The organism is Stenotrophomonas sp. YJH_SMC_82 (assembly GCF_059368875.1).
The window spans coordinates 519,067-543,703 of the sequence record NZ_JCAFSE010000002.1; the positions used below are offsets into that span (position 1 = coordinate 519,067).

The following is a 24,637-nucleotide window of genomic DNA, read 5'->3' on the forward strand; positions in this document are numbered from 1 at the left end:
TGGGAGGTGTCGGCAACCTGAAAAAGCACCGATCAGGTGCGATAGCCGAGCGTGGCCATAGCCGCAGCCGATACCGCCCTGCGGCGCGCCAGCTCCTCGGGGTCCTCCATCCGAGCCTTCTGTCGTTCAACCTCCACCGCTCTCAGTTGCCGCTCAGCCGCGTCCTTAGAACGCCGGTCCCGCTCGTTCGCGACCGCCTTCCCAGCATCAGGGATAAATTGGTCGGCAGCGGCAAGCTCAATGACGCGGAACATCCAACTCATTGGCTGCTTGGGCGGGGCGGGACCAGTCATCTTGCCGGCCAGCTCGTCGAGTACCTCCTGCCGCACGAAGTCGGGCAAGCCGCTCTTCATAAATTTCTTTGTTACTACTACTACTTCACGCGGTCCAAGCGCGCTCGGCCAGACCAGGCGAAGGTCGGCAGTGGTAGTACTGGTCGTATTGGTGCTTGTATTAGTGCTCTTTAGAGCCGGATCACCGGCCGTCGGCTGGCCGGCTTCCGGTGATTGCCCCCCCGGTGACCGGAGTGCATTTTTCGTAACCCGGTTTGTTGGTCGACGGAGTTGGTGGCGCCAAAGGCGCCGGCGTCTCGGACAACGGGGGCGAGTCATACATCGTGGTGGTCGTAGACCACCTACCTCGGCCGTCCTGCCTTTTTAATTGCACGAGGTATCCGACCTGCCGCAGCTCTCTGAGCGCTCCCAGAATCCTGTGCCGTCCTTCACTCGGAGATTCGGCAGCGAGATCGTCCTCAGTCATCCTGTACCCATCGACGTTGGCGAGCAGTCGGACTGCCACCCCTCTTGCGAGGATCGACAAGCGCTTGTCTCTGATGAGATCCCTAGGCACTACCTCAAAGCGTTCGTGCCGCACGGAGCGCGTGATGATCATGGTCGGCACCCCACCTGAGCCATCTGGCGCTCTACATCGCGCCGAGCACGCGAAGTAGCTCCAAGCGGACGTCCAGGACGACGAGGCGCCGACTCCGGATCCGGCGCCTGCTTGCCGCTAGCCAGCCAAGCCAAGACGTCACCTAGCCACCAGCACCACTTTTTGCTGCCCGGTCGCTTGAACGCCCCAGGCGGCGCGAGATGCCGCCATTTGGGCTGACACATGTACAGTCTTATGGACTGGCAGCTCAGGCCAGTTACGGTGCTTAGCTCTTTGACGCCAATGGCGCGGGGAAGCTGGCCCAGAGCGGCTTGCTCCAGCGCGCTCGCACCCGGTATTCGTTCTGATTTCATGCGCGAACTCCGACAATCGCCGCATTTGCATGCAGCAGTCGAATAGGTCCGCGACAGCCATGGCTTGCTTGACTCACTGTACAGGCTGGCGGCCTGCCGGAGTGCATAAAACGACCCTCAAGGGGCCGTCTGAGCCGATGGCGGGGTTGTGCCCCGTTCTAGCCTGCTCTCCCCCCGGCGTAGCATTTAGATTCCCGACCCCATTCAGGTTCGGGCGCTAGCCTTTCGCTCGGTATTTGCCGAGTCTGGTCGGGCGATTACCGCGAACTGCACGGCATCCTTTCATACCCGCGAAGTGGGTCGCTTACTCCTCGCGGGCTGCTGGACTCGTTCTGCCGCCGAACATCAAAAAGAGGTGCCTGCCAAGCCGCCTCCCCCGATACAACGATCGACAACAGTCCTACCAGCGCATTGCCGAGGATTGTTGATCGCGTTGGATCATGCTGTCAAGCCGAGCTTAGGACAGCCTAGCCCTGGGACAAATTCGGGACAGCGCCTCGTCAAAAGTAGTTCAACACGCTTGTATTCATCGGCGTTGAATGGTTTTACGCCGGCCACAAAAAAACCCGGAAAGTCCGGGCCTTTTTTAGCGCCTTACGTTGTGTCCAACCCCTTAGGAGTTGGTGGGCGGTACAGGGTTCGAACCTGTGACCCCTACCATGTCAAGGTAGTGCTCTACCGCTGAGCTAACCGCCCATCTTGTTCTTGCCGCCCGAAGGCTGGCCTTGTTACGTAAAAACCCGGCGCCAGGGCCGGGCTTTGCAGTTCACGAGAGCCCTTTTGCGAGGACTTCGTGGTGGGCGGTACAGGGTTCGAACCTGTGACCCCTACCATGTCAAGGTAGTGCTCTACCGCTGAGCTAACCGCCCGTTTTGCTTCTGCATTTCCGCGATTGCGTCGGTGCAGGCCGCGTATATTACGGATGCCGGCAGGGAAGCGCAACACTTTTGTGAAGATGATGCTGCACTGCCGCGTTCAGCCCAGGCTGGCTTCCTTCAGCTGGCGGATCTGGTCACGCACGCGCGCGGCATCCTCGAATTCCAGATCCTTGGCGTGCTGGTACATCTGCTGTTCCAGCGCCTTGAGACGGACAGCCAGCTGCGCCGGCGACAGCGAACGATAGTCGGTCGCCTCTTCGGCCACGCCCGCCCGGCCCTTGCCCTTGCCCTTGCCCTTCTTGGCTTCCTTCTCCGCGGCATCCGAACGCGCGCCCTCGAGGACGTCGACGATCGGGCGCGCCACCGAACGCGGCACGATGCCATGTTCTTCGTTGTACTCGACCTGCTTGGCGCGGCGGCGGTCGGTTTCATCGATCGCCGCCTGCATCGAACGGGTGATCCGGTCGGCATACAGGATCGCCTTGCCGCGCACGTTGCGCGCGGCGCGGCCGATGGTCTGGATCAGCGAGCCGGTGGAGCGCAGGAAACCCTCCTTGTCGGCATCGAGGATCGCCACCAGCGATACCTCGGGCATGTCCAGGCCTTCGCGCAGCAGGTTGATGCCGACCAGAACGTCGAACTTGCCCAGGCGCAGGTCGCGGATGATCTCCACACGCTCGACAGTGTCCACGTCCGAGTGCAGGTAACGCACGCGGATGCCATGCTCGGTGAGGTATTCAGTCAGGTTTTCAGCCATGCGCTTGGTCAGCGTGGTGACCAGCACGCGGTCGCCCGCCTTGATGCGTGCGTTGGCCTCGCTCATCAGGTCGTCGACCTGGGTACCCACCGGCCGGATCTCCACCACCGGGTCGATCAGGCCGGTCGGGCGCACCACCAGTTCGGTGATCTCGTCTCCGGCCTCGCGGTATTCATACGGACCCGGCGTGGCCGACACGTAGATGCTGCGCGGGCAACGCTCCTCCCATTCCTCGAAACGCAGCGGACGATTGTCCAGCGCGGACGGCAGGCGGAAGCCGAACTCGACCAGGGTTTCCTTGCGCGAGCGATCGCCCTTGAACATGGCGCCGATCTGCGGAATGGTCACATGCGATTCGTCGATGACCAGCAGCGCATCGGCCGGCAGGTAGTCGAACAGGGTCGGCGGCGGCTCGCCGGCGGCCTTGCCGGTCAGGTGCCGGGAGTAGTTCTCGATGCCGTTGCAGTAACCGACCTCGGCCATCATCTCCAGGTCGAACTGGGTGCGCTGCGCCAAACGCTGCGCCTCCACCAGCTTGTTCTGCGCGTACAGCTGCTCCAGCCGCTCCTTCAGCTCCACCTTGATCGTCTCGATCGCCGCCAGCACGCGTTCGCGCGTGGTCGCATAGTGGGTCTTCGGATACACGGTGAAGCGCTGCATGTTGCGCAGCGTCTCGCCGGTCAGCGGATCGAACAGGGTGATCTTCTCGACCTCGCCATCGAACAGCTCGAGGCGCAGCGCTTCACTGTCCGACTCGGCCGGGAACACGTCGATCACTTCGCCGCGCACGCGGAAGGTGCCGCGCTGCAGTTCGTACTCATTGCGCGTGTACTGCAGCTGGGTCAGGTGGTTGATCAGGTCGCGTTGGTCGATGCGCTCGCCCTTGGACAGGATCAGGCGCAGCGACAGGTAGTCTTCCGGCGCGCCCAGGCCATAGATCGCCGACACCGTCGCCACCACGATCGCGTCCGGGCGCGACAGCAGGGTCTTGGTCGCGGCCAGCCGCATCTGCTCGATATGTTCATTGATCGAACTGTCCTTCTCGATGAAGGTGTCCGACGACGGCACGTAGGCTTCCGGCTGGTAGTAGTCGTAATAGCTGACGAAATACTCCACCGCGTTGTGCGGGAAGAACGCCTTGAATTCGCCATACAGCTGCGCCGCCAGCGTCTTGTTCGGCGCCATGATCAGCGTCGGCTTCTGAATGTTCTGGATGACGTTGGCGATGGTGTAGGTCTTGCCCGAGCCGGTCACGCCCAGCAGGGTCTGCTTGGCGATGCCGGCCTCGAAGTTGCTGGTCAGCTTCGCGATGGCATCGGGCTGGTCGCCCGCCGGCGAATACGGCGAGACAAGTTCAAAACTGTCGCTCATGGTGTTGCCAGTTCCCGGGAAGGATGAGTATACGGGGCGAGGGGTGACGGCTGGCTGAGGGGTGGCCGGGCAGCCCGCCACGGGGATTCCCGATGGCGGCCGCGCAGCCGGGCGCGGAGGCTGGATGCATGCACCCGACCCATGCCCCCTGCCCCCTCGGCCCCCGCTCTGCGCGGGGCGTGCACCTGACCGAACTGCTGGTGGTCATCGCCGTGCTGGCGGTGCTGCTGGCGGCGTCCTGGCCGGCGCTGCAGCCTTTGCTGCTGCGGCAACGCGCCGATGCACTACAACTGACCCTGCACGCCAGCCTGGCCGGCGCGCGCAGCGAGGCATTGCGCAGACGCGAGCTGATCGGCCTCTGCGCCAGTATCGACGGCCTGCACTGCAGCGACGACTGGAGCGCCGGCTGGATCATCTACCGCAGTGGCGACCAGCGCGGGGAGCCAACGTCGCCGGAGGCGATCCTGAACCATCACACCGGGCGCTCGGACATATCGATCCTTGCCCAGGCCAGCAGCGGGCGGCCCCAGCTGTTCTTCCAGGCAGACGGACGCAGCCCGGGGGCCAACCTGACCCTGCGCATCTGCGCGGGCAACCGGCTGCACGGTGCGTTGATCGTCAACAATGGCGGCCGCGTGCGAAGTGAACGCGTGGACCGCGATACGCCCTGCTGACTGCCTGCGCAGAAAAGCAAAAGCCGCGATTTCTCGCGGCTTTTGCAGTGTCTGGCGCCCGAAGTTGGACTCGAACCAACGACCCCCTGATTAACAGTCAAGTGCTCTAACCGGCTGAGCTATTCGGGCGGGGAGGCGCATTGTACTGGTCGATTACAGGAAGATCAACACCTGTTTCACCAGCAACTGGCAACGCCACCGTCGGCCGTCTTGCGGTTGGCCTGGTCCACGCTCATCGTGCCGCAGCTGTCCTTGGCCTGCGTGCCCTGCGGGGTGGCGGTGATGGTGAAGCTGGTGCCATCCCCCTTGTAGTCCAGGTTGTAGCGCACGGTACCGCCATCACGGGGCGACACCTTGGTCGGCAGCGCGTAGCCGGTGTAGGAGTTGTTGCTGGTGTGGTAGCGCTCGGCGCGCTGTGCGTACTCAGCCAGGTCCGCCTTCACCACGGCACGATGCGATCGGCGCACGTATTCCTGATAGGACGGAATGGCGATCGCCGCCAGGATGCCGATGACGATCACCACGATCATCAATTCGATCAGCGTAAAGCCAGCCGCGCGGCGAGGCATGTGAGTGTGCAGCATGAGCGTGGATCCTCGCACTGGGGTTACTGGAGCTGGCGCCAGGACTGGCGACCGCAAGGGTAAGGCAGATACAGCGACTGGCTGCCCGCCGCGCCGACGGCCATCCAGCAGGAGCTGCCTCCGGGCGGCGCCTTGTTGTCCGTCGGACGCGGCAGCACCGACAGCGAAACGTCACGGACCGGCGCAGTTCCTCCGGTCTTCAACGCGATGGCGGCGGTCGCTGCCCCGGGCCGGCTGCCGGTCGGCGAGCCATAGCGCACGTTCTCCAACATCGGCAAGCCGCTGATCGACGACAGCCCGAACAGCCAGTTCGAACCGCTGGTCGAACAGCCCACCGACTGCATGTTGGGCACGTAGGTCGGCATGAAGACGATGCCACTGACCAGGATCGGGTTGCCCACCGCACGCTCGCCATTGCCGGCAGGCAGCTGGATCATCCAGCCCCGGGCATTTGCCGGGGCCGTCCCCGCCGTGATCTTGCGTTCATCAACGCCTGCAGTGGCGGCCGCGGCCGTGTACGGAACCAGGTTGGCAGCGGTCACCGTCGAGGTCACTGTCTTCCCCGACAGATCGTTCACGGCGTACAGCGCCTGCTGCGCCTTGTCATCCTTGTCGCTGGTGAAGGAGAAGCTGCCGGTGCCGAAATAGAGCATCACGCCGCCCGAAGGACCGGTGGCAGCAGTCATGCCACCGGTGATCGGCTGGCGGTAGGTCTTGGTGGAGGAGTCCTGGGCAACCTGGCTGGTGAACATCGGCACGGTCAGCGTGGTGTTCGCACTGCTGGTCAGGTCGAACTTCCACACGGCGCCACGCTGATCGGCGGCATAGACGGTGTCGGCCAGTCCATCACGGCCGCGCGCATCCTGGTTGGTACCGGTCCAGCGATCGACAACCACAACATTGCCCAGTCCGTTACTCCCGGAGATGCCGGCGCCTGACGTACCCTCGACGGCTTCGATCATCCGGATGTCGCCACTGGCCATGTCGACCACGAACAGCACCGCCTTGCCATTGGCGCTGCCGTACCCATTGCCGAAGATCGCCTTCCAGGCGACGCCGGTGCCGCTCTTCACCGGCACGATCACCGGCTTGCCCAGCACGAATCCGATGTTGTTGCGCACCTCGTCCCTCAGCGACGCGTTGATGTCGCTGATTTCCCACAGCACGTTGCCGGTGCCGAAGCTGCCCGGCGTGGTGACGTCCAGCGCGAACACCGAACGGCCACCTGCACCCGTGGTGCCCACCAGGCTGGTCTGCCACGCGGTGCCGTTGTAGGTATCGGCCACGGCAATCGGGCCATCGACGTAATAGCGGTGGCGGAAGGTCTGGTCGGCCGTATCGGACTTGTAGGGGAACAGCAGGTTGGCCATGTGCCCCAGCGCGGTGGCCGGGATGTAGGCAAAGCTCTCCGTGCCGCCGGTGCCGTCCTGCTTGGCATCGGCCTTCATGCCGCCATCGAAGGCGTGCAGCATGCCGTCATTGGCACCGACATAGACCATGTACCGCTGGGACTTGGCCTTGGTCGCCAGGTAGTCGGTGTAGCTCTTGGCGTAGGTGCCGCCGAGCTGGCGGTACCCGTAGTCGTCCAGCGGCGAGCTGACCACCGGCGCCGAATTGACGATGTCACCCAGCGGCGTGGTCCGGTCACGATACTTGCCGCCGTTGCGGACCTCGGTGGAGCTGTCGGCACTGAGATAGTTGATGGCACTGGCCAGATCGGCCTTGATCGTCGTCAGCTTGTCGGTGGAGCAGACCAGCATCGACGCGTACTTGCCGTCGGGTTTGCTGCACAGATCCTGCAGGCTGATACGGGCACTGTTGAAGTCCACCGGCGAACCCAGCTTGTTGGCCACGATCCGGCGGCCGGACGACGTCAGGCGGCTGGAGGCTTCCCACACCTCGGTGAGCTCCGCGACCTGGTCGGCGTTGACCTTGACGCTGGCCGCAGTCAGCTTGCTCGACCAGTCGGTGCCGCTGTTGGTGATGTCATAGCGTGGGGTGACCGCCAGTGAGCCGGTGCCGATGCGCGCACCACTGATACCGATCGTGCCTGAAGGCGACGCGCCACCACTGATCGAGGACAGCACCCGACGCATGGCCTCGGTGACGTCCGCCGGGGTCTGCGCGTTGATGAATTCGCCACGGCTGTTGACGGCCGCATGCCACAGCTCATCGATGACGGTACCGTCATCGACGTCCAGCGGATTGCCATTGCCGGCCCAGTTCGGCGCCGTCTTGTACGGATCGGCGGTTGCGGCCTGGTTGACGCCGTAGATCTTGCCCTGCGCGCCCAGGGTCACGCCGTAGAAGTTCATGTGCAGGTCGGTCTGGCAGTCCAGGCGCTTCCAGTCCGGGCTGCTCTTGTCCAGGGAGCTGCACTTGTCACTGACCGGCACCTGCCCCGCCGGGAAGCTGGTCCCGGTGCGCAGGGGGGTCCGGGCGCCTGCATAAGCCGCCGCGGCGATGTCGGCGATGGTATTGCTGTAGCCGTCGGAGAACGGAATGGACGGCAGGTGGGTCGAGTTCACCGAGTCGGCGTCACCGAAGGACGCGCTCGGTGCATTGCCGGAGTTGGTGTAGCCATCGGTGAACAGCATGCCGCCATTACGCTGGCAGGCCAGCTGCACGGGGGCATCGGCGTCGGTACGACGGAACTGGTCGACCAGATACTCCACCGCGCGACGGTTGGGCGTGCCGCCGTTGGCCGTCAGCGCATAAATCTGCTTGTAGAGGTCAGCTCGGTTGGTGACCATGTCATACATGGTCGCGTTGCTGAGCTTGTTGATGGTGAAGTAGCCCACCCGCATCGTATCCACGCTCACCAGGGCGGCGGTCGACGAACCGACGATGGCCAGCACGCGGTTGCGGTGATACTGGAACCAGTTGGCGAAATTCTGGATCGCGGCGTTGTAGGCGGCCGGACTCGAGTAATTGCCCGGCTTGATCTGGTAGCGACGCAGGTTGCAGCCCGGACCACAGGCACCGGTAATCACCGGGCGACTGGCGTCGTCGGTCTTGTATCCGTCCGGTGCAGGCGCTGCAGCCGGCAGGTAGAAGGTCGCCGGAAAATAACTGATGGAGTATGTGGTATTGCCGGTGTTGCTGATCGCGGCGGTCTTCCATCCACCATCCCACCAGCTGTCGACATAGTATTCATTGCCGGTACCGGAAAGGTCGGGAATCCGCATACCGTTGACGAACTGGAACTTTTCCGACGTGTCGGCCCGATTGACGGTCATGTTGTACACGGCGTTGTAGCCGCGCTGGCCGGACCGGGGATCGGCGCGGGTCTGGGTGATGGAGGCATCTGCCCACAGCGTGCCATCGGCATTGGTCCACGGCCGATAGGTCACTGCCGGGTTGAAGTAACTGGCGTTGTAGACATGCGAACGCGCGAAGCCGTAGATATCCAGCGGCGGAATGGCGCGGCCTGGCGAGTATTCCTTGTTGAACTCCGCGTGCGGATACAGGTAGAGGTAACAGTCCACCGAGTTGCTGGCGCACGCCGAGCCCACGCTGAAGAAGCTTCCATCGTTGTTGAAGAAGCTGTTGGTGTTGCTGTTCCAGCGCATGCGGCCGTCACCACCGGGGAACATGCGTTCGAAGTTCATCGAACCCGAATCGTCCACCGCCATGATGAACGCCGGTGTCGCGCGCGTCTGCACGTTCATCGGCTCCTGTGCCAGCACGCCCTGCGCCTGTGCGGCAAACAAGGTATGCGCCAGATAGCCGCCAGCGGCCAAGACGGCAAGGCCAACGCCTGCCAGGATCCTGCGGTTGCGAGTGTTCATGGGCTCCCCACCCTCACAGCTTGAATACGGTATCGATCGCCGCACGCGACGTCGCATCACTGGTGGTATCACCGGCATAGGTCGTGATCTGGTAGACCGGCGTCGGCTTCTCCACCGACTTGCCCATGTCCAGCGCACCCTCCCCCTGGATGCAGCCCTGGATCTCACGGACATAGATGGCCGGCTTGCTGCCCAGCTTGGTTTTCGCGACCCAGGCCGAGGGGTCGAAGCCGTCATCGCACTGCTGGTTGATGTCGGAGGAGGCCACGGCCGGATTGGCGCCGGCATCCTTGCGGTTGGCGATGTTCTCCACGGCGTTCTCGGCGCTGCGTGCCGCGCCTTCCGCGTTCTGGAGCGCCATGTTGGTCGCCCGGTAGCCGGCCGCCATGCGTTCCTGCATGCCGGCCACCTGCATGCCGATCACGCCCAGCAGGGCCAGCAGCACCAGCATGATCAGCGCGACATAGAGAACGGCACCCTGCTGTCGTGCCTGGGCAACGAAGGGACGGCGTCGGGAGGAAGGATGAGTGCGCATGGTCGTCAGTTCCCGAACAAGCGGTTGCGCAGCGCAACGGACGCTTCATAGGCGCCACGATGGCGCTGGTCGTAAGGATCGGCCGGGGCAAAGCCCACCCCGAGGATGGCCGGATACGTGGCCGCACTGCCCGGCGCTTCGGCCGACGCACGCTGCGGACTGCGCGCCAGCAGGCCGACCTGCACCATGCCGACGCGGCGCCACTGCCCTGCGGCGGTGGCATCGGTACCGGTACTGACCGCACTGGCCACGCGCTGGTCGACGATGCGACCGGTCGGCGGCGTGGGCAGGGCGATATCCGGGGTGGCATCCAGTCCGTACAGGAACTGCATGTTCTCGATGCCTTCCACCAGCTCCTCGCCATCGGCGTAGCCGCCGGCGCCATTCGCGCGTGCCCGGTAAAGCGCCGGCTCGCCATTGGGATTGGTCGCGATGTAGTACGCCATGCCATCGGCGCGATACAGCATGGTCATCGCGTTGTTGATCGAATAGTTGCTCAGGTCGACCTTGTCCACCTTCAAGGTCGAACCGCTGATGGTGGCGGGGAAGACGTCGGCACGGGTGCAGTCGGCTATGCCGAAGACCGTCGGCGTACCTGCGGCGTTGGCCTTCAGTCGGGCCATGCCATCACTGGAGACGGTCAGCGTGGTCGCACCCGCGGCCACGGAGATGCCGGTCACCACGGCCCCTTCCGGACTCATCAGGCGCAGCACAAGGATGTCGCTGCCAGGCAACGGCGCCGGCTTGAGGTTGGTGATGCTCTTCGGTACCGACTGCGCCGCGCTCCACGCACGGCCCAGCGTCAGCGTGGCGCCCGGCGCCGTACCTGCTGCCTCATACCCCTGCACCGGAACCGAGAAATCCTGCGGGTCGCCACTGCCCGAGCTGATGCCCAGGTGATAGCCGATATCGCCGGTGTTCTTGACCACGTGGGCCTGGTCGTTGACGCAGCCGAAGTGGCCGGCCATGCGCAGGTCACGCTGCAGGAAATCCAGCGCGAAGCGCGCGTTCTCCTGGGTACGGGCCGCGCCTTCGGACAGCCGCGACGCCGCACGCGAGGCGATGAAGATCTGGGTGACGCCCAGCATCAGGACCAGGCCGATGACCATGGCGATCATCAGTTCGATCAGCGACAGGCCTCGGGCTCGCGAAATTGGACTCATGGGCGCGTTCACAGGAAGGTCGTCAGGCCGAAGGTGGTAAGGCTGTCGGGATCCTTCGGATCCCAGCGCTGGTCACCCCAGCTGATGGCCACGGTGACCTGGCCGGTGCTCTGCACGAAGGTCACCTGCGCGCTGGCCTTCTCGCCCAGCGTGCGCGCGACCTCGCACTGCCAGCGCGCCACGTTCGTCTTCGGCGTCACGGCAGCGCCGGTCGGCCAGGCGCAGACGCCGCTGGGCTTCACCGAGCCGGCCGAGAACGAGGCCGAGGAGTAGGCGCCACCGGCCAGGGTATCGGTGCGCTGGGCGCGCATCAGTTCGATCAGGTCGTTGGCCAGGTTGGTCGCCTGGGTGCGGTAGTTTGCGCTCTGCACGAAGCGGACGTTGGTGGTCTGCAGCAAGGCAAAGCCCAGCAGCCCGAACGCCAGGATCAGCACTGCCACCATCACTTCGATCAGGCTGAAGCCACCCTGCGACGAGCGCGGGCGGGCCAGGTTGCGGCGGCTCATGAGCAGGCTCCCTTGGTCACCCGGACCTGGCCGGATTGGTTGATCGTCAACGTGCTTTTCGATTCACCGGCCTTGCACGCATCCGGCGACAGCACCAGGGTCTGATCAGCGACCGCCCTGCGCCGGCCGCGCCCGTCGAAGGCGATGACCGCGCCCGGTGGGCCGACTACGCTCAGCTGCGGATTGCCCTGAGAAAAGCGCAGCGCGACGTCATTGCTGCCCATCTGGCCGTCGCCATCCAGGTCCGACCAGGCCAGCACACCCTTGGACCAGTCGCCATCACAGGCCTTGCCATCGGCGCTGCCACAGACACCGCCACCGTTGCTGTTGCGGATGCCTTCGCTGCGGGCCAGGTTGGCCAGCGCGATCAGTTCATTGTTGGCGGTCGCCAGCCGGTTCGAGCGGATCATCCCGCGGAAGCTCGGATAGGCGATCGACGCCAGGATCACGAAGACGGCCAGCGTGACCATCAGTTCAACCAGCGTGAAACCGTTTTGCCGGCGCAAAGACATTGGACGCTCCCCAGCGTGTTGGTGGCCACGATGGGCCATCGTCCCGCCACCGGCAAGCGGCGGCAGGATGAACGGTCAATCCGGGGCGACGGGCGTCAAAGGCTTGACGACCCGCCCTCCCCTGCCAGTGCCGGCGCGATCCCCATCGCGCCGGCACGGGTTCAGGCCAGCACCTGGTAGCAGGGCTGGTATTCGCCGGAGATCTTCATCCGGCGCTGCTCGACGAAGGCGCGCAGCAGCGCATCCAGCGCCTGCATCATGTCCGGATCCCCGTGGATCTGGAACGGCCCGAACTGCTCGATGCGGCGCATGCCGTCCTCCTTCACGTTGCCGGCGACGATGCCCGAGAACGCCCGGCGCAGATCGGCCGCCAGCGCGTGCGGCGCACGCCCGTGGTGCAGGTCCAGCGCGGCCATCGCCTCGTGGGTCGGCACGAACGGCTGCTGGTACTCCCACGGGATCTCGATCGACCAGTTGAAGAAGAACGAGTCCTTCTGCGCCAGGCGGTGCTCGCGCACGCGCTTGATGCCGTTGGCCATCTTCTTGGCCACCGCGACTGGGTCACCGATGATGATCTCGTAGCGCTCGGCAGCCTCATCACCCAGGGTCAGGCGGATGAAGCGGTCGATCTGCTCGAAGTACGGCGCCGCCACGGTCGGGCCGGTAAGGATCAGCGGGAACGGCAGGTCCTTGTTCTCCTCGCGCAGCAGGATGCCGAGCAGGTACAGGATCTCTTCGGCAGTGCCGACGCCACCGGCGAACACGATGATGCCGTGGCCGATGCGGACGAAGGCCTCAAGGCGCTTCTCGATGTCCGGCATGATCACCAGGTGGTTGACGATCGGGTTCGGCGACTCGGCCGCGATGATGCCCGGCTCGGTGAGGCCGATGTAGCGCGTCACGGTACGGCGCTGCTTGGCATGGGCGATGGTGGCGCCCTTCATCGGGCCCTTCATCGCACCCGGACCGCAGCCGGTGCAGATGTCCAGGCCGCGCAGGCCCAGCTCGTAACCCACCTGCTTGGTGTACAGGTACTCGTCGCGCGAGATCGAATGGCCGCCCCAGCACACCACCAGGTTCGGATCGCCCGGGTTGAGGATGCGCGCATTGCGCAGCAGGCCGAACACCGCGTTGGTGATGCCCTCGGACGACTCCAGCTCGGCCGCGTAGGCCGGGCCCATCTCGATGGCCATGTAGGCCAGGTCGCGCACGACGGCGAACAGCAGTTCGGCGACACCGCGGATGATCTCGCCGTCGACGAAGGCCATCGCCGGTGCGTTGACCAGGTCGATGCGCACGCCGCGATCCTGCTGCGCCACCTGGATGTCGAAATCAGGGTAGAGGTCGCGCGCCGCGCGCGGATCGTCCGAAGCGCTGCCGCTGGTCAGCACAGCCAGCGCGCAGCGGCGCAGCAGCTCATGCATGCCGCCGGCGGAGGCATCGCGCAGGCGTGCGACCTCGGCGCGCGACAGCACATCCAGCCCACCGCGCGGGTAGATCCGCGCATCCTGCACCGGCAGTGCACGGGCTGATTTTTCGTTCGTGGTCATATCCAATTTTTCGCTTCCTTCAAGGTTTCCGACTGTACTGCCGCCCCCTTAAAAAGCAAAACGGCCGGGAAGCCCGACCGTTGGATGTGTGCTGCCCGCGTTCGCCTGTCCGGGACCGCATCGGTGGCATTGGCACCGCGCACATTTCCAGATGCTACGCCGTTGCCCAGCACCCCGCAAGGACTTTCGCCTGAACGGGAAACGGCCGGGTTTCCCCGGCCGTTTCCGTTTACAGCAGCGCTACGTCAGTGCATCAGAACTGGTAGCGGAAGCCCAGCTGCAGCGACCACTGCGAGACACCGACGTCGAAGCCGTCTGCGTCGTTGTTGGCCACCGTCGGCAGGTCAGCACCGCGGAAGTTGTAGACGTACTTGCCGTCCTTCATGCCCTGCAGGGTAGCCACACGCGCATCGGCGAAGAAGCCGTAGTCGTAGATGTTGCCCCACTTCTTGTTGAGCATGTTGCCGACGTTCTGGATGTCCAGCCACACTTCCGACTTGTGACCCTTCATGAAGCCCGGCAGCTGCTGGCTGATGCGGATATCGAAGGTGTTGATCCAGCCGGTACGGAACTGGTTCGCCGGAGCGTAGCCACCTGCGTACTTGGCCAGCTGCGGGTTGGCGGCCAGCCATGCGTAGAACGACTTCTCCATTTCCGCATCCGGGGTGAAGGTGCTGCCCGCCAGATTGCCGAACAGAACCTCGCCCGGGTTCGGCACGTAGAACAGGTCATTCGCGGAGCGGCCGTCGCCGTTGGCATCGTTCGAGTACACGTAGCTGTACGGACGGCCGCTACGGCCCTCATACACCAGACCGACCTTGGTTTCGTAGTCGCCGAAGAACTTGTGCTTCCAGTTCAGCGAGCCCGACAGGCGGTCACGGATCTGGTAGCGCGAGGTGTTCTCGGTTTCGCTGTTGGCGTTGAAGGCGTACTGGTAGTTCCAACCCGAGCTTGCGGTGGAGCTGGTCAGCGAGCCCACTTCGGTCGCGTCGGTGTAGGTGTAACCGATGTTCCAGGACCAGTCACTGGCGTCCGACCACGGCTTGCTCAGCGACACGGTGAACTGCGAGGTGCGGCCCTTGTCGGTGTTGGCGATTTCGTAGACGGCGTCGTAGCCGCGGTTCCGCCCGAAGCGGGCATCGTTGTTGGTCCACAGGTTGCCGTTGCGCGACGCAGCGTAATAGAGCTCACGACCGTCCGGACCCAGCTGCTGCACCGGGCCCAGGTTCAGGTTCCTGTAGTACAGGGCATCCTTGACCTTGGTGACCAGCAGCTCTGCCGAAGCCACGATGCCGTACCACGGCGTTTCATGATCGAAGGCCAGGTTGGCCTTGTACACCGACGGCATCTTGAAGTCGCTGCCGACGAAGTTGACGTTCTGACGGTTCGAGCCCGGGGTGGTCGGGACCGGCTGGCTGTCCTTGTTCGGGTTGAACGGCAGCGTGCGATCGTAGGCAGTGTAGGCGTACACCGAATTGTTGAAGCCGGTGGCCGAGTAGCTGTTGCTCAGCCACACCTGCGGCGCATCACCCTGGAACAGGCCCACGCCGCCGCGCAGCTGCGTCGGACGCTCGCTGTCGAAGGTGTAGTTGAAACCGACGCGCGGCTGGATCAGGAACTTGTTGCTCAGCACTTCGCTGTTATCGCGACCGAAGAAGGTCGACGCCGCAGCGTTGTAGGCCGGGGCCGGGCTGGTGTCGGCACGGTCGGCACGCACACCCAGGGTCAGGGTCAGATTGTTGTTGACATACCAGGTGTCCTGCACGAACAGGGCCAGGTTGCTGTACTTGTAGTCAGCCGGAATCGAGCCCGGGGTGCGCTCCGGATTGTAGTTGTAGCTGCTCCAGCGGCCAGCGGCGAAGTTGTCCAGGCCGTAGAAGGTGTAGGCACCCCACGAGTTGGCGCCGAAGTAGTTGTAGATGTCGTTGGTGTCGTACGACGCACCGAACTTGACGTCATGGTCACCCAGGGTCCAGGTAGCTGCGGCGTAGTAGTTCCACGCCTTGGTTTCCAGGATGTTGTTCTGCGAGTTGACTTCGGTACCCAGGTACAGCGAGTCACCCGACGGTGCAGCCTCGTTGCCGCCGAAGAAGATGCGGATGCTCGGTGCGTCGGTGGACACGTTGCGGATCGCCGAGTACTCGCGGTACGACGCCTTCAATTCGGTCGAGAAGTTCGGGGTCCAGTCGCTGAACAGCTGGGCGACGTAGCTCTCGTTGGTCTTGTCATGCTGGTACCAGTACGAGCTCAGCGAGGCCGAACTGGTGGCCATGCCGTTGATGCGCAGCTTGCTCTGGTCGATCTTGCTGTAGCGGATGTTGGCACGGTGGTTCTCGCTGATGTTCCAGTCCAGCTTCAGCGCGTACTCTTCCATCTCCGTGTCGCCGTTGCTTTCCAGGCCACCGGCGTTGATGCCGTAGCCCTGCGCGATCTGCTGCGCGCGGGTCACGTCGGCCAGGGTGAACTGCGGGTTGGCCTTGCCCAGCGCGGTGCCGCTCAGGTCGGCGCCCGGGGCGGCCTGCTTGAACTTTTCGTAGTTGGCGAAGAAGAACAGCTTGTCCTTGACGATCGGGCCGCCCAGGGTCATGCCGTAGGTTTCTTCCTTGGTGAAGCCCTTGAACGGCTGGCCTTCCGGGTTGTCGCCGAACCAGTCGCCATCACGGTAGGTGCCGTACACCGAGCCGTGGAATTCATTGGTACCCGACTTGGTCACCGCGTTGACGGTGGCACCGGCGGCGGCAGCGATGCTGACGTCGTAGTTGGACAGGTTGATGTCCAGCGCTTCGATGGCTTCCATCGCGACCGGCTGGCGGCGGGTCGGCATGTTGTTGCCTTCCAGGCCGAAGGTGTCGCTGGCCGAGACGCCGTCGATGTTGATCGAGTTGAAGCGCGGGTTCTGGCCGCCGGCCGAGATCGAGCCCGAGGCGCGATCGATGAAGGTGACGCGCGGATCCAGGCGCATCAGATCCTGGATGTTGCCGCCGACGGACGGCGCAACTTCGATCTGCTGCTGGCTGATGTTGGTGCCCGAGCCCATCTTGGTGGCGCTGAACACTTCCGAGCCGCCGCCGACGGCGGTGACCTGCACGGTGTCCAGATTGGTCGCGCCGGCCAGATCGCCGGTCAGCGTCGCGTTGATGGTGCCGGTCTGGTTCACGCCCAGGTAGACGCCATCTTCGGTCTTGGTGCCTTCACCCGGCTTGGTGATGGTGATGCTGTACGGGCCACCCACGCGCAGGCCGCGTGCGTTGTAGCGACCGGCCGCATCGGTGGTAGCACGCGAAACCGTGCCCGACTCGGTGTGGGTGATGGTGACTTCAGCACCAGCGACGGGCTGGCCGCCGCGGGTCACGACCTGGCCACCGACACCAGCGGAGGTGCTCTGGGCGAAGGCGGGAGCGGCAGCAAGTGCAGCCACGAGACCAAGGGTAAGCTTGGACATCCGGAGTGGGTGGGTCATTTTTCGGTAGCCTCGATGCGAGTTGGCGATGGCGGAAAAAAAGCGCATCCAAACAGCCCTGCGGGTGGCTGGTCGGAGAGTTATCTGGGGTTCCCTACCGCTTGGCTGAAGGCAGCCATAACGGTTAACACTAGATTAACACGCTACGCCATCAATGTGACGGTTGTGCGACAAACGGCACCGGTTCGCAACGCAATCGTGACGGGTTCTTCACTCCGCCTTTCCCCGGGGCTCACTCGCGGGGAACTGCCTCGCTGGCATCGAGAATCGTTCCCCGCCAGGCATGGCCGGCCCGGGACAACAGGGTGACGGCCGCAGCGGCGGCCGCTTCGGGCCCTTGCGCGGCCGGGTCCTGGTCGACGGAATAGGCGCGGGCGCGCAGGGCCGTGCGCAGGGGCCCCGGGTACAGGCCACTGACCCGGACCGGGCTGCGGCCCAGCTCATCGTGCAGGCTCGCGATCAGGCCACGCAGGCCGTGCTGGGCCACGCCATACCCGCCCCAGTAGGCCTGCCCCACCCGTTCGGGGGCATCGACCGCGAAGACCAGGGCAGCATCCTCGCGCTGCCGCAGCAGCGGCAGGCAGGCCTGGGCCAGCCAGGCCGGGGCGGTCAGGGTGACATGGACCGCACGGGCGAAACTGGCCGGGTCGGCCAGCTCGAACGGGGTCAGGCCGGGGAAATGCGCGGCGCAGACCAGCAGGCCATCCAGCCGCCCCAGCTCACGCTGCAGGGCCTGGGCCAGTTCGGCATAGTCATCGGGGCCGGCACCCTCCAGGTCCATCGGGTACAGCAGGGGTTCCGGGCCGACCGCCTGGACCTGGGCATAGACCCGGTCCAGCCGGCGCGGCTTGCGCCCCAGCAGGACCACGGTAGCCCCGGCCGCCGCAGCGGCAATCGCCGCCGCACTGCCCAGCCCGCCGCCGGCACCGGCAACCAGCACCACGCGGTCCTGCAACGGGCGGCCATCGAGCGCCCCGTCAGTCGGTGACGTCGACGGCCAGGCACTCATCCTTGGGTCGCCTCTTCGACGATGCGCTTGAGTTCGCCGGATTCAAACAGTTCCATGACGATGTCGCAGCCGCCGATCAACTCGCCGTTGATGAACAGCTGCGGGAAGGTCGGCAGGTTGGAGAAGCGCGGCAGGTTGGCGCGGATCTCCGGTTCTTCGAGCACGTTGACGGTGCGCAGGGTGACGGCGCCGGCAGCCATCAACGCCTGCACGGCGCGGCTGGAAAAGCCGCACATCGGGTACTGCGGGGTGCCCTTCATGAACAGCACGAGCGGGTAACGATCGACCTCGGCCTGGATTTGCTGCATCACCGCCACAACCACACTCCTTGCTTCGCCGGACAACCCGACCGTGATGGTCGGCTAGACTGCCCACGGTAGCCGCCATTGTAAGCGGATGGAACAGGCTGCCGCCGTCCCCTGGCCACGAACCTGCACATGCCCGTCGAATTGCCCGCCCTGCCCTACCTCTCCGGCTCCCTGCAGCCCCACCTGTCCGCGCAGACCGTGGAACTGCATCACGGCCGCCACCACCGCGCCTATGTCGACGCGGTCAACGCCGGCACCCTCGGCACCGAGTGGGAGGAGGCGTCACTGGAAGAGATCGTGCGCCATGCCCAGGGCACGCTGTTCGATGCGGCCGCCCAGGCCTGGAACCACGGCTTCTACTGGCAGTGCCTGCGCCCGCGCGGCGGCGGCGAACCACAGGGCCGGCTGGGCGAGCTGGTCAAGCGCCAGTTCGGTGACGCGCAGCGCCTGCGCGAGGAATTCAACCGCACTGCACTGGGCCTGTTCGGCTCGGGCTGGGTGTGGCTGGTGCAGCACCCGGGGGGCCAGCTGGGCATCCAGGCCACCCGCAACGCCGGCACGCCCCTGACCGGCGACAGCACCCCGCTGCTGTGCTGCGACGTGTGGGAGCACGCGTACTACACCGACTACCAGAATGACCGCGCGCGTTACCTGGACGCGTTCTGGCAGATGGTCAACTGGGAATTCGCCGAGAGCCAGCTGCGCTGACCCCCTGTAGAGCCGAGCCCATGCTCGGCTGGCCGGACAGCAGCCGAGCATGGGCTCGGCTCTACAGATGAAGCTTCACGCGCTCTCGTGCGCGGCCACCGCATCCATCACCCGCGCCGAGTACACCAGCGCGGCCCCGGCGTTGAGCGAGACCGCCACGCCCAGCGCCTCGGCGATTTCCTCGCGGCTGGCGCCATGCTTCAGCGCCGCGTCCACGTGCACGGTGATGCAGCCGTCACAGCGGGTGGTTACCGCCACCGCCAGCGCGATCAACTCCCGGGTCTTGGCATCCAGGTGGTTGGTCTGGGCACCGGCATTGGCCAGGGTGGCGTAGCCCTTGACCGTATCCGGCGAGAGCTTGCCGATCTCGCCGATGCGGCCCTTCAGTTCCTTGCGGTAGGCATTCCAGTCGAGCATGGTCGTGACTCCTGTGAAAGGAGCTCCACGCTACCACCGGGAATGTTGTGCCGATGGCTGCACCGGTGCGCCACACCGTTGCACTGCCGGCCAGCGGCCGGCACTACCGGACTCAGCGGTTGCGCAGCGCGTGCACCGCCGGTGCCACCTGGGCCTGGCGGTCCAGTTCCAGGCCCACCTGGTCCAACGCGTCGGCCAGTGCTGCGGCATCGTCATCGCGCAACGTGGCATGGCCGACCTTGCGGCCTTCGCGCGACTCCTTGCCATAGTCATGCCAGTGGCCACTGGCCTGGGCCAGCACCGGCAACGGGTCGGGCATCCGGCCCAGCCAATTCAGCATGCAGGCATGGCCGAGCATGCGGGTGCTGCCCAGCGGCAGGCCCAGCACGGCGCGCAGGTGGTTCTCGAACTGCGAGGTCTCGCTGCCTTCGATGGTCCAGTGCCCGGAGTTGTGCACGCGTGGCGCCATCTCGTTGGCCAGCAGCTCGCCATCGCGGCAGAACAGTTCCAGCGCGAACACGCCGACGTACTGCAGGTGTTCGGCGACACGGCGTGCATAGCCGATGGCTGCCTGCTGCTCGGCGGCGGACAGCACGGCCGGGGCCACGCTGGCCGACAGCACACCGTCGACATGCCAGTTGCCGGTGATCGGCCAGGCTTCGAAACTGCCATCGCGGCCACGCACGGCCACCACGCTGACCTCGCGCTGGAAGGCCACGAAGCCCTCCAGGATCAGTCCGGTGCGCTCGACCTGTGCACCCAGCGCATCCCAGGCGGCATCAATGTCGGCTTCGCTGCGCAGGCGGAACTGGCCCTTGCCGTCGTAGCCCAGGCGGCGGGTCTTGAGGATGCACGGCAGGCCGAATTCGGCGGCCTTCGCCGCCAGCTCGTCGCGGCTGCGGATATCAGCGAAGGCCGGCAGCGGGATGCCCAGCTGCTGGAACAGGGTCTTCTCGCTCAACCGGTCCTGGGCCACCGCCAGCGCGGCCGGCGGCGGGTAGACCGGCACGCGGTCGGCCAGGAACTGTGCACTGTCGGCGGGCACGTTCTCGAAATCGAAGGTGACCACATCGACCTTGGCAGCGAAGTCCGCCAGCGCCCGGCGGTCGTCGAAGGCACCGACGGTGAGCGGCGCCAGCGGGCCGCTGCAGGCGTCGGCCGCCGGGTCATACAGTTCGAAGCGCAGCCCCAGCGGCGCACCAGCCAGGACCATCATGCGGGCGAGCTGGCCGCCGCCCAGGATGCCGACGGTCAGGCTCATTGGCGCGGATCGTCGTGGGCCATCACGTCTTCGGTCTGGCGTGCACGGAAGGCGTCGAGCGCCTGGCCGATCGCCGGCTGGTCGCTGGCCAGCATCGCGGCGGCGAACAGCGCCGCGTTGGACGCGCCGGCATTGCCGATGGCGAAGGTGGCGACCGGGATACCGGCCGGCATCTGCACGATCGACAGCAGCGAATCCATGCCGTTGAGGGCCTTGGACTGCACCGGCACGCCCAGCACCGGCACGGCGGTCTTGGCGGCGATCATGCCCGGCAGGTGGGCGGCTCCGCCGGCACCGGCGATGATCGCGCGCAGGCCACGCGGGCCCGCCTGCTCGGCGTAACTGAACAACACATCCGGCGTCCGATGCGCGGACACCACCTTCACTTCGAACGGAACACCCAGGGCTTCAAGCTTCTGGGCGGCGTGCTGCATGGTTTCCCAGTCGGAACGGGAACCCATGACGATGCCGACAAGCGGCGCGATCGGGTTGGGGGTCATTGGCCGTCACCTGCCTTAAAGACGTATTCTAGCCATCTTCCACGCAAGACGAAGAACCATGGATCGCAAGCTGCTCGACCTGCTGGTGTCGCCTGACACCCGCCAGCCCCTGTCCCTGCTGGATGGCAAGGGCCTGGAAGCCCTCAACAAGGCCATTTCCGCCGGCGCGGTGAACAAGGCCGATGGCAACCCGCTGGCGCAGCCGCTGCGCGAAGCGCTGGTCACCCGCGACCGCAAGCAGGTCTTCCGCGTCGACGACGGCATCCCGGTGCTGCTGGCCGAGGAAGCCATCCCGACCGCCCAGATCGCCGATTTCCCGACCGCATGAGCACGCTGCCGACGCCGGATGCGGCCGTTGTCGCCGCCGATGTCGCGCGTGCACTGGCCGAGGACCTGGGCAGCGGTGATGTCACCGCCGCCCTGCTGCCCGACCAGGCCGACAGCGCCTACCTGCTGTGCAAGCAGGACGGGGTGATCGCCGGCCGCCCCTGGTTCGACGCCACCCACCGCGCGCTCGACCCGGACGTACGCATCGAATGGCAGGTTTCCGACGGCGACGCGGTCACCGCAGGCACCGTGCTGGCCCTGCTGCATGGGCGCAGCCGCAGCCTGGTCAGCGCCGAACGCACCTCGCTCAACTTCCTGCAGACGCTGTCCGGTACGGCAACCACCACCGCCCGCTACGTGGCGGCGGTGGCCGGTACCGGCACGCGCATCCTTGACACCCGCAAGACCCTGCCCGGCCTGCGCCTGGCGCAGAAGTACGCGGTGCGCTGCGGCGGTGGCGAGAACCATCGTTTCGGCCTGTACGACACGGTGATGCTGAAGGAAAACCACATCCGCGCCGCCGGTTCACTGGCCGACGCCGTGGCGGGCGCACGCCGGCAGTGGCCTGCGCTGCCGCTGGTGGTCGAGGTCGAGGATCTGGCGCAGCTGCGCCAGGCGCTCGACGCTGGTTGCGAACGCATCCTGCTGGACGACTTCAGCCCCGACCTGCGCCGCGAGGCGGTACGCATCACGGCCGGCCGCATTCCGCTGGAAGTGTCCGGCAGCGTCGGCCTGGGTGGCCTGCGCTCGATCGCCGAGGATGGCGTCGACTGCATCTCCATCGGCGGCCTGACCAAGCACGTGCAGGCCATCGATCTGTCGTTGAAGCTCGGCCCACCGCCGGGCTGAGGCCTGCAGGACTTGTAGAGCCGAGCCTACGCTCGGCTGCTTGTCGATTTGCGGCACGCCCTGCGCGCGCTTCGCGCGATGAGCCGAGCATGGGTTCGGCTCTACACGACCCGGGACGCCTTCACGGCTCGGCTACGGCCGCCTCTGCGACGCTGCCGGCATCCCCCACAGGAGCCGCGCATGCGCCGGATGCTCTTGCCTGCCTGTCTGCTGCTGGCCGCGCCCCCCCTGTCCGCAGCGGCGGCCGAAGCCTGCGATGTGCCACCGCGTTTCGGCCTGAGCCCATTGGCGGTGGCCATCCGCAATACTGCCTGCAATGAACACCGGCTCTGGTTCCGGCCTTTCATCGATCGCGATGGCCGCGCGGCGAGCCTGAGTGTCACCGAGGCCGAGAACGAACATCTGGCCGACAACGGGCTGATTGCCTGGCAACGCGTGGCCGGCTACTGGCGCAACAGCGGCACGCTCAACGCGATGGGCAGCATCGCCGGCGCCAGCAGCTGTCTGGCACCACTGGGCACGCGCTACACCGACAGCGACTGCCGCACCTTCCTGATCGACAACCCGTGGTCGGCCGCGTTCATTTCCTGGGTGATGGTGCAGTCCGGCGTCCCCGGCTTCAACGCGTCGCCACGCCACATCGACTACATCCGTGCCGCGTACCAGGGCGGACCCTCGGGCGTGCCGTACCGGCTGGTCGATCCCGCGACCGCAAAGCCCGCACCGGGCGACCTGCTGTGCTTCCTGCGCGATCGCAGCACCACGCTCAGCTACAGTGGGCTGGTGCAGGCACTGGGCAACGGTTCGGTGGGCCACTGGAAATCACATTGCGAAGTAGTGGTGGCCGCCAACCTGGGGGGCGACCAGACCCTGTACCTGGTGGGCGGCAACGTGATGAACACGGTGGCGATGCGACTGCTGCCGCTGGACCGCACCGGGTTGATCAAGCTGCCGCCGGCGCGCGAACGCAACAGCACCGGCATCGAGCCCAGCTGCACGCCGGGCCGCGAGGACGAATGCAGCTTCAACCGCCAGGACTGGGCAGCGCTGCTGCAGCTGACGGCGACCGCGCCATTGGTAATGCCTTCGCCCTCCGCCGCGCCGATGCAGACGGTGCCGGCGACGGCGCCGTCTACCGTGCCCGCATCACCGATGTCCAGCGAACCGCAGCCACGGCGGTGAGTGCAGCGCTTGATCCAGCGCGCGTTCGCCGCCATCTTTGCGGGATCGACCTCTGACGGCTGACGCCATGCCCACCCTGCTGTTGTTGCTGATTGCCGGCGGAATCATCTATTTCTTCTGGAATGCGGCGCGTTCGGCCGCCGAGCGCGCGGTCGAGTTGGGCCGCAATGCCTGCCGCGCTGCCGACGTGCAATGGCTGGATCAGGCGGTACATGCCACCGGCCTGCGACTGTCGCGTGGCGAGGATGGACGGCTCGGTTTCGAGCGCACCTTCAAGTTCGAGTATTCCTACGATGGCATCGATCGCCACGTGGGCCGCATGGTGCTGCGCGGCGACCAGCTGATCTCGTTCACCGGCCCCGGTGCCGCGCGGATCAGCCAGATCCGGCCGGATGTGGAGGATGCCGAGGATGTGTAAGAACTGAAGGTGTGCCGACCAACGGTCGGCACCCACACAATTCCGGCACCCACCGGTAAAACCTGCAAAGGAAGACGCCGCCCATCGGGGCGGCGTCGGAATGGTTACTTGACCACGCGCAGGTTCGGGCGGCCCTTGGGCGGCGGACTGGCCGGTGGCGTATCGTCCGGCGGCGTGCCGTCCTCGTGCAGCAGTTCGTCACTGGTCGGCGCGGTCTCGCTGCCCGGAATGTCATCCGGCAGCGCCATGCCCTGCCCGGTCTCGCGGGCATAGACCGCCAGCACGGCGCTGATCGGTACCTGCACCGGGTAGCTGGTGCCGGAGAAGCGGGCCGAGAAGCTCACCATTTCGTTGTCGATCATCAGCCGCACGACGGCGCGTTCGGCGATGTTGAGCACGACCCGGCCATCCTTGACCGCCGAAGGCGGCACCTGCACGCCGGGGACGCCGGCGTCGACCAGGATGTGCGGGGTCAGCTGGTTGTCGTTGATCCATTCCACCAGCGCCCGCAGCAGGTACGGGCGGTGGCTGGTCATGTGGAAGAAGTCTTCGGTCATGCGTGAAGTGTACGCGCCCGGCGCCCCGCCGGGGCGGATCGCCTGCACGCCGGTCGGCGTGCAGACGGGTTACGCA

22 protein-coding genes and 3 tRNA genes are annotated in these 24,637 nt (G+C 65.6%); 6 read left to right on the top strand and 19 right to left on the bottom strand.

The genetic code is table 11. The features are described 5' to 3' along the window. Positions 1-32 precede the first annotated feature (32 nt). The 4 genes from AC5P53_RS10115 to uvrB form a co-directional block, all read right to left on the bottom strand. The gene (locus AC5P53_RS10115) at positions 33-341 is read right to left on the bottom strand and encodes a hypothetical protein (protein ID WP_495227346.1); all 309 of its coding nucleotides are present in this window, start codon (positions 339-341) and stop codon (positions 33-35) included. A 1,524-nt stretch (positions 342-1,865) separates the two neighbouring features. After that, positions 1,866-1,940: transfer RNA gene (locus tag AC5P53_RS10120), tRNA-Val, on the bottom strand. Between the two features lie 98 nt (positions 1,941-2,038). Then, positions 2,039-2,113: transfer RNA gene (locus AC5P53_RS10125), tRNA-Val, on the bottom strand. A gap of 106 nt (positions 2,114-2,219) precedes the next feature. After that, a complete protein-coding gene (gene uvrB, locus AC5P53_RS10130) occupies positions 2,220-4,250 on the bottom strand; it encodes an excinuclease ABC subunit UvrB (protein ID WP_134808684.1) in 2,031 nt (676 codons plus the stop codon). Positions 4,251-4,378: 128 nt separating this feature from the next. On the opposite strand from uvrB, the gene AC5P53_RS10135 reads away from it, so the two are divergent. Beyond that, positions 4,379-4,924 (top strand): GspH/FimT family pseudopilin, encoded by a 546-nt coding sequence (locus AC5P53_RS10135; protein WP_051007154.1) that lies wholly within the window; start codon positions 4,379-4,381, stop codon positions 4,922-4,924. A gap of 52 nt (positions 4,925-4,976) precedes the next feature. On the opposite strand, the gene AC5P53_RS10140 is transcribed toward AC5P53_RS10135, so the two are convergent. The 11 genes from AC5P53_RS10140 to grxD all read right to left on the bottom strand — a co-directional run bounded on the left by AC5P53_RS10140 (position 4,977) and on the right by grxD (position 18,351). After that, positions 4,977-5,053 (bottom strand) — tRNA-Asn (locus AC5P53_RS10140). 47 nt (positions 5,054-5,100) lie between these two features. After that, the gene (locus tag AC5P53_RS10145) at positions 5,101-5,508 is read right to left on the bottom strand and encodes a type IV pilin protein (RefSeq protein WP_014646597.1); all 408 of its coding nucleotides are present in this window, start codon (positions 5,506-5,508) and stop codon (positions 5,101-5,103) included. A 23-nt stretch (positions 5,509-5,531) separates the two neighbouring features. Further along, the gene (locus tag AC5P53_RS10150; RefSeq protein ID WP_049407951.1) at positions 5,532-9,299 is read right to left on the bottom strand and encodes a pilus assembly protein; all 3,768 of its coding nucleotides are present in this window, start codon (positions 9,297-9,299) and stop codon (positions 5,532-5,534) included. 13 nt (positions 9,300-9,312) lie between these two features. Next, positions 9,313-9,834, bottom strand: coding sequence for a pilus assembly PilX family protein (locus AC5P53_RS10155; RefSeq protein ID WP_046429812.1), 522 nt, complete (start codon positions 9,832-9,834; stop codon positions 9,313-9,315). A 5-nt stretch (positions 9,835-9,839) separates the two neighbouring features. Continuing rightward, complete coding sequence (locus AC5P53_RS10160) at positions 9,840-10,997, bottom strand: PilW family protein (protein WP_046429811.1); 1,158 nt, start codon at positions 10,995-10,997, stop codon at positions 9,840-9,842. An 8-nt stretch (positions 10,998-11,005) separates the two neighbouring features. Next, a complete protein-coding gene (gene pilV, locus AC5P53_RS10165) occupies positions 11,006-11,503 on the bottom strand; it encodes a type IV pilus modification protein PilV (RefSeq protein ID WP_046429810.1) in 498 nt (165 codons plus the stop codon). Beyond that, a complete protein-coding gene (locus AC5P53_RS10170) occupies positions 11,500-12,015 on the bottom strand; it encodes a pilus assembly FimT family protein (protein WP_041863227.1) in 516 nt (171 codons plus the stop codon). The genes pilV and AC5P53_RS10170 overlap by 4 nt, the downstream gene beginning before the upstream one ends. 161 nt (positions 12,016-12,176) lie before the next feature. Next, a complete protein-coding gene (gene ppnN, locus AC5P53_RS10175) occupies positions 12,177-13,565 on the bottom strand; it encodes a nucleotide 5'-monophosphate nucleosidase PpnN (RefSeq protein ID WP_014036604.1) in 1,389 nt (462 codons plus the stop codon). A 253-nt stretch (positions 13,566-13,818) separates the two neighbouring features. After that, positions 13,819-17,025, bottom strand: coding sequence for a TonB-dependent receptor (locus tag AC5P53_RS10180; RefSeq protein WP_229653743.1), 3,207 nt, complete (start codon positions 17,023-17,025; stop codon positions 13,819-13,821). A 232-nt stretch (positions 17,026-17,257) separates the two neighbouring features. Further along, positions 17,258-18,034 (bottom strand): SDR family NAD(P)-dependent oxidoreductase, encoded by a 777-nt coding sequence (locus AC5P53_RS10185; RefSeq protein ID WP_111205954.1) that lies wholly within the window; start codon positions 18,032-18,034, stop codon positions 17,258-17,260. Continuing rightward, complete coding sequence (gene grxD / locus AC5P53_RS10190; RefSeq protein ID WP_005415957.1) at positions 18,031-18,351, bottom strand: Grx4 family monothiol glutaredoxin; 321 nt, start codon at positions 18,349-18,351, stop codon at positions 18,031-18,033. The genes AC5P53_RS10185 and grxD overlap by 4 nt, the downstream gene beginning before the upstream one ends. Before the next feature lie 120 nt (positions 18,352-18,471). Here grxD and AC5P53_RS10195 point away from each other — a divergent pair, with 120 nt between their 5' ends. Continuing rightward, the gene (locus AC5P53_RS10195) at positions 18,472-19,050 is read left to right on the top strand and encodes a superoxide dismutase (protein ID WP_014646588.1); all 579 of its coding nucleotides are present in this window, start codon (positions 18,472-18,474) and stop codon (positions 19,048-19,050) included. A gap of 75 nt (positions 19,051-19,125) precedes the next feature. On the opposite strand, the gene AC5P53_RS10200 is transcribed toward AC5P53_RS10195, so the two are convergent. The 3 genes from AC5P53_RS10200 to purE form a co-directional block, all read right to left on the bottom strand. Further along, positions 19,126-19,467, bottom strand: a complete 342-nt coding sequence (locus AC5P53_RS10200; protein ID WP_004152082.1) for a carboxymuconolactone decarboxylase family protein — start codon at positions 19,465-19,467, stop codon at positions 19,126-19,128. Positions 19,468-19,579: 112 nt separating this feature from the next. Further along, on the bottom strand, positions 19,580-20,728 hold the full coding sequence (locus AC5P53_RS10205) for a 5-(carboxyamino)imidazole ribonucleotide synthase (RefSeq protein ID WP_495227348.1): 1,149 nt from the start codon (positions 20,726-20,728) through the stop codon (positions 19,580-19,582). After that, positions 20,725-21,228: a 5-(carboxyamino)imidazole ribonucleotide mutase gene (gene purE / locus AC5P53_RS10210; RefSeq protein WP_005412808.1), complete on the bottom strand. Its 504-nt coding sequence runs from the start codon at positions 21,226-21,228 to the stop codon at positions 20,725-20,727. The genes AC5P53_RS10205 and purE overlap by 4 nt, the downstream gene beginning before the upstream one ends. 58 nt (positions 21,229-21,286) lie before the next feature. Here purE and AC5P53_RS10215 point away from each other — a divergent pair, with 58 nt between their 5' ends. The 4 genes from AC5P53_RS10215 to AC5P53_RS10230 all read left to right on the top strand — a co-directional run bounded on the left by AC5P53_RS10215 (position 21,287) and on the right by AC5P53_RS10230 (position 24,004). After that, the gene (locus AC5P53_RS10215; RefSeq protein ID WP_014036599.1) at positions 21,287-21,556 is read left to right on the top strand and encodes a Trm112 family protein; all 270 of its coding nucleotides are present in this window, start codon (positions 21,287-21,289) and stop codon (positions 21,554-21,556) included. Next, the gene (gene nadC, locus AC5P53_RS10220; protein ID WP_014646586.1) at positions 21,553-22,404 is read left to right on the top strand and encodes a carboxylating nicotinate-nucleotide diphosphorylase; all 852 of its coding nucleotides are present in this window, start codon (positions 21,553-21,555) and stop codon (positions 22,402-22,404) included. The genes AC5P53_RS10215 and nadC overlap by 4 nt, the downstream gene beginning before the upstream one ends. Before the next feature lie 180 nt (positions 22,405-22,584). Beyond that, positions 22,585-23,586: a DUF2272 domain-containing protein gene (locus AC5P53_RS10225; RefSeq protein WP_495227349.1), complete on the top strand. Its 1,002-nt coding sequence runs from the start codon at positions 22,585-22,587 to the stop codon at positions 23,584-23,586. Between the two features lie 67 nt (positions 23,587-23,653). Beyond that, the gene (locus AC5P53_RS10230) at positions 23,654-24,004 is read left to right on the top strand and encodes a DUF3301 domain-containing protein (protein ID WP_005415950.1); all 351 of its coding nucleotides are present in this window, start codon (positions 23,654-23,656) and stop codon (positions 24,002-24,004) included. Between the two features lie 104 nt (positions 24,005-24,108). Here AC5P53_RS10230 and AC5P53_RS10235 read toward each other — a convergent pair whose 3' ends face one another. After that, a complete protein-coding gene (locus AC5P53_RS10235) occupies positions 24,109-24,561 on the bottom strand; it encodes a ClpXP protease specificity-enhancing factor (protein ID WP_014646584.1) in 453 nt (150 codons plus the stop codon). Positions 24,562-24,637 lie beyond the last annotated feature (76 nt).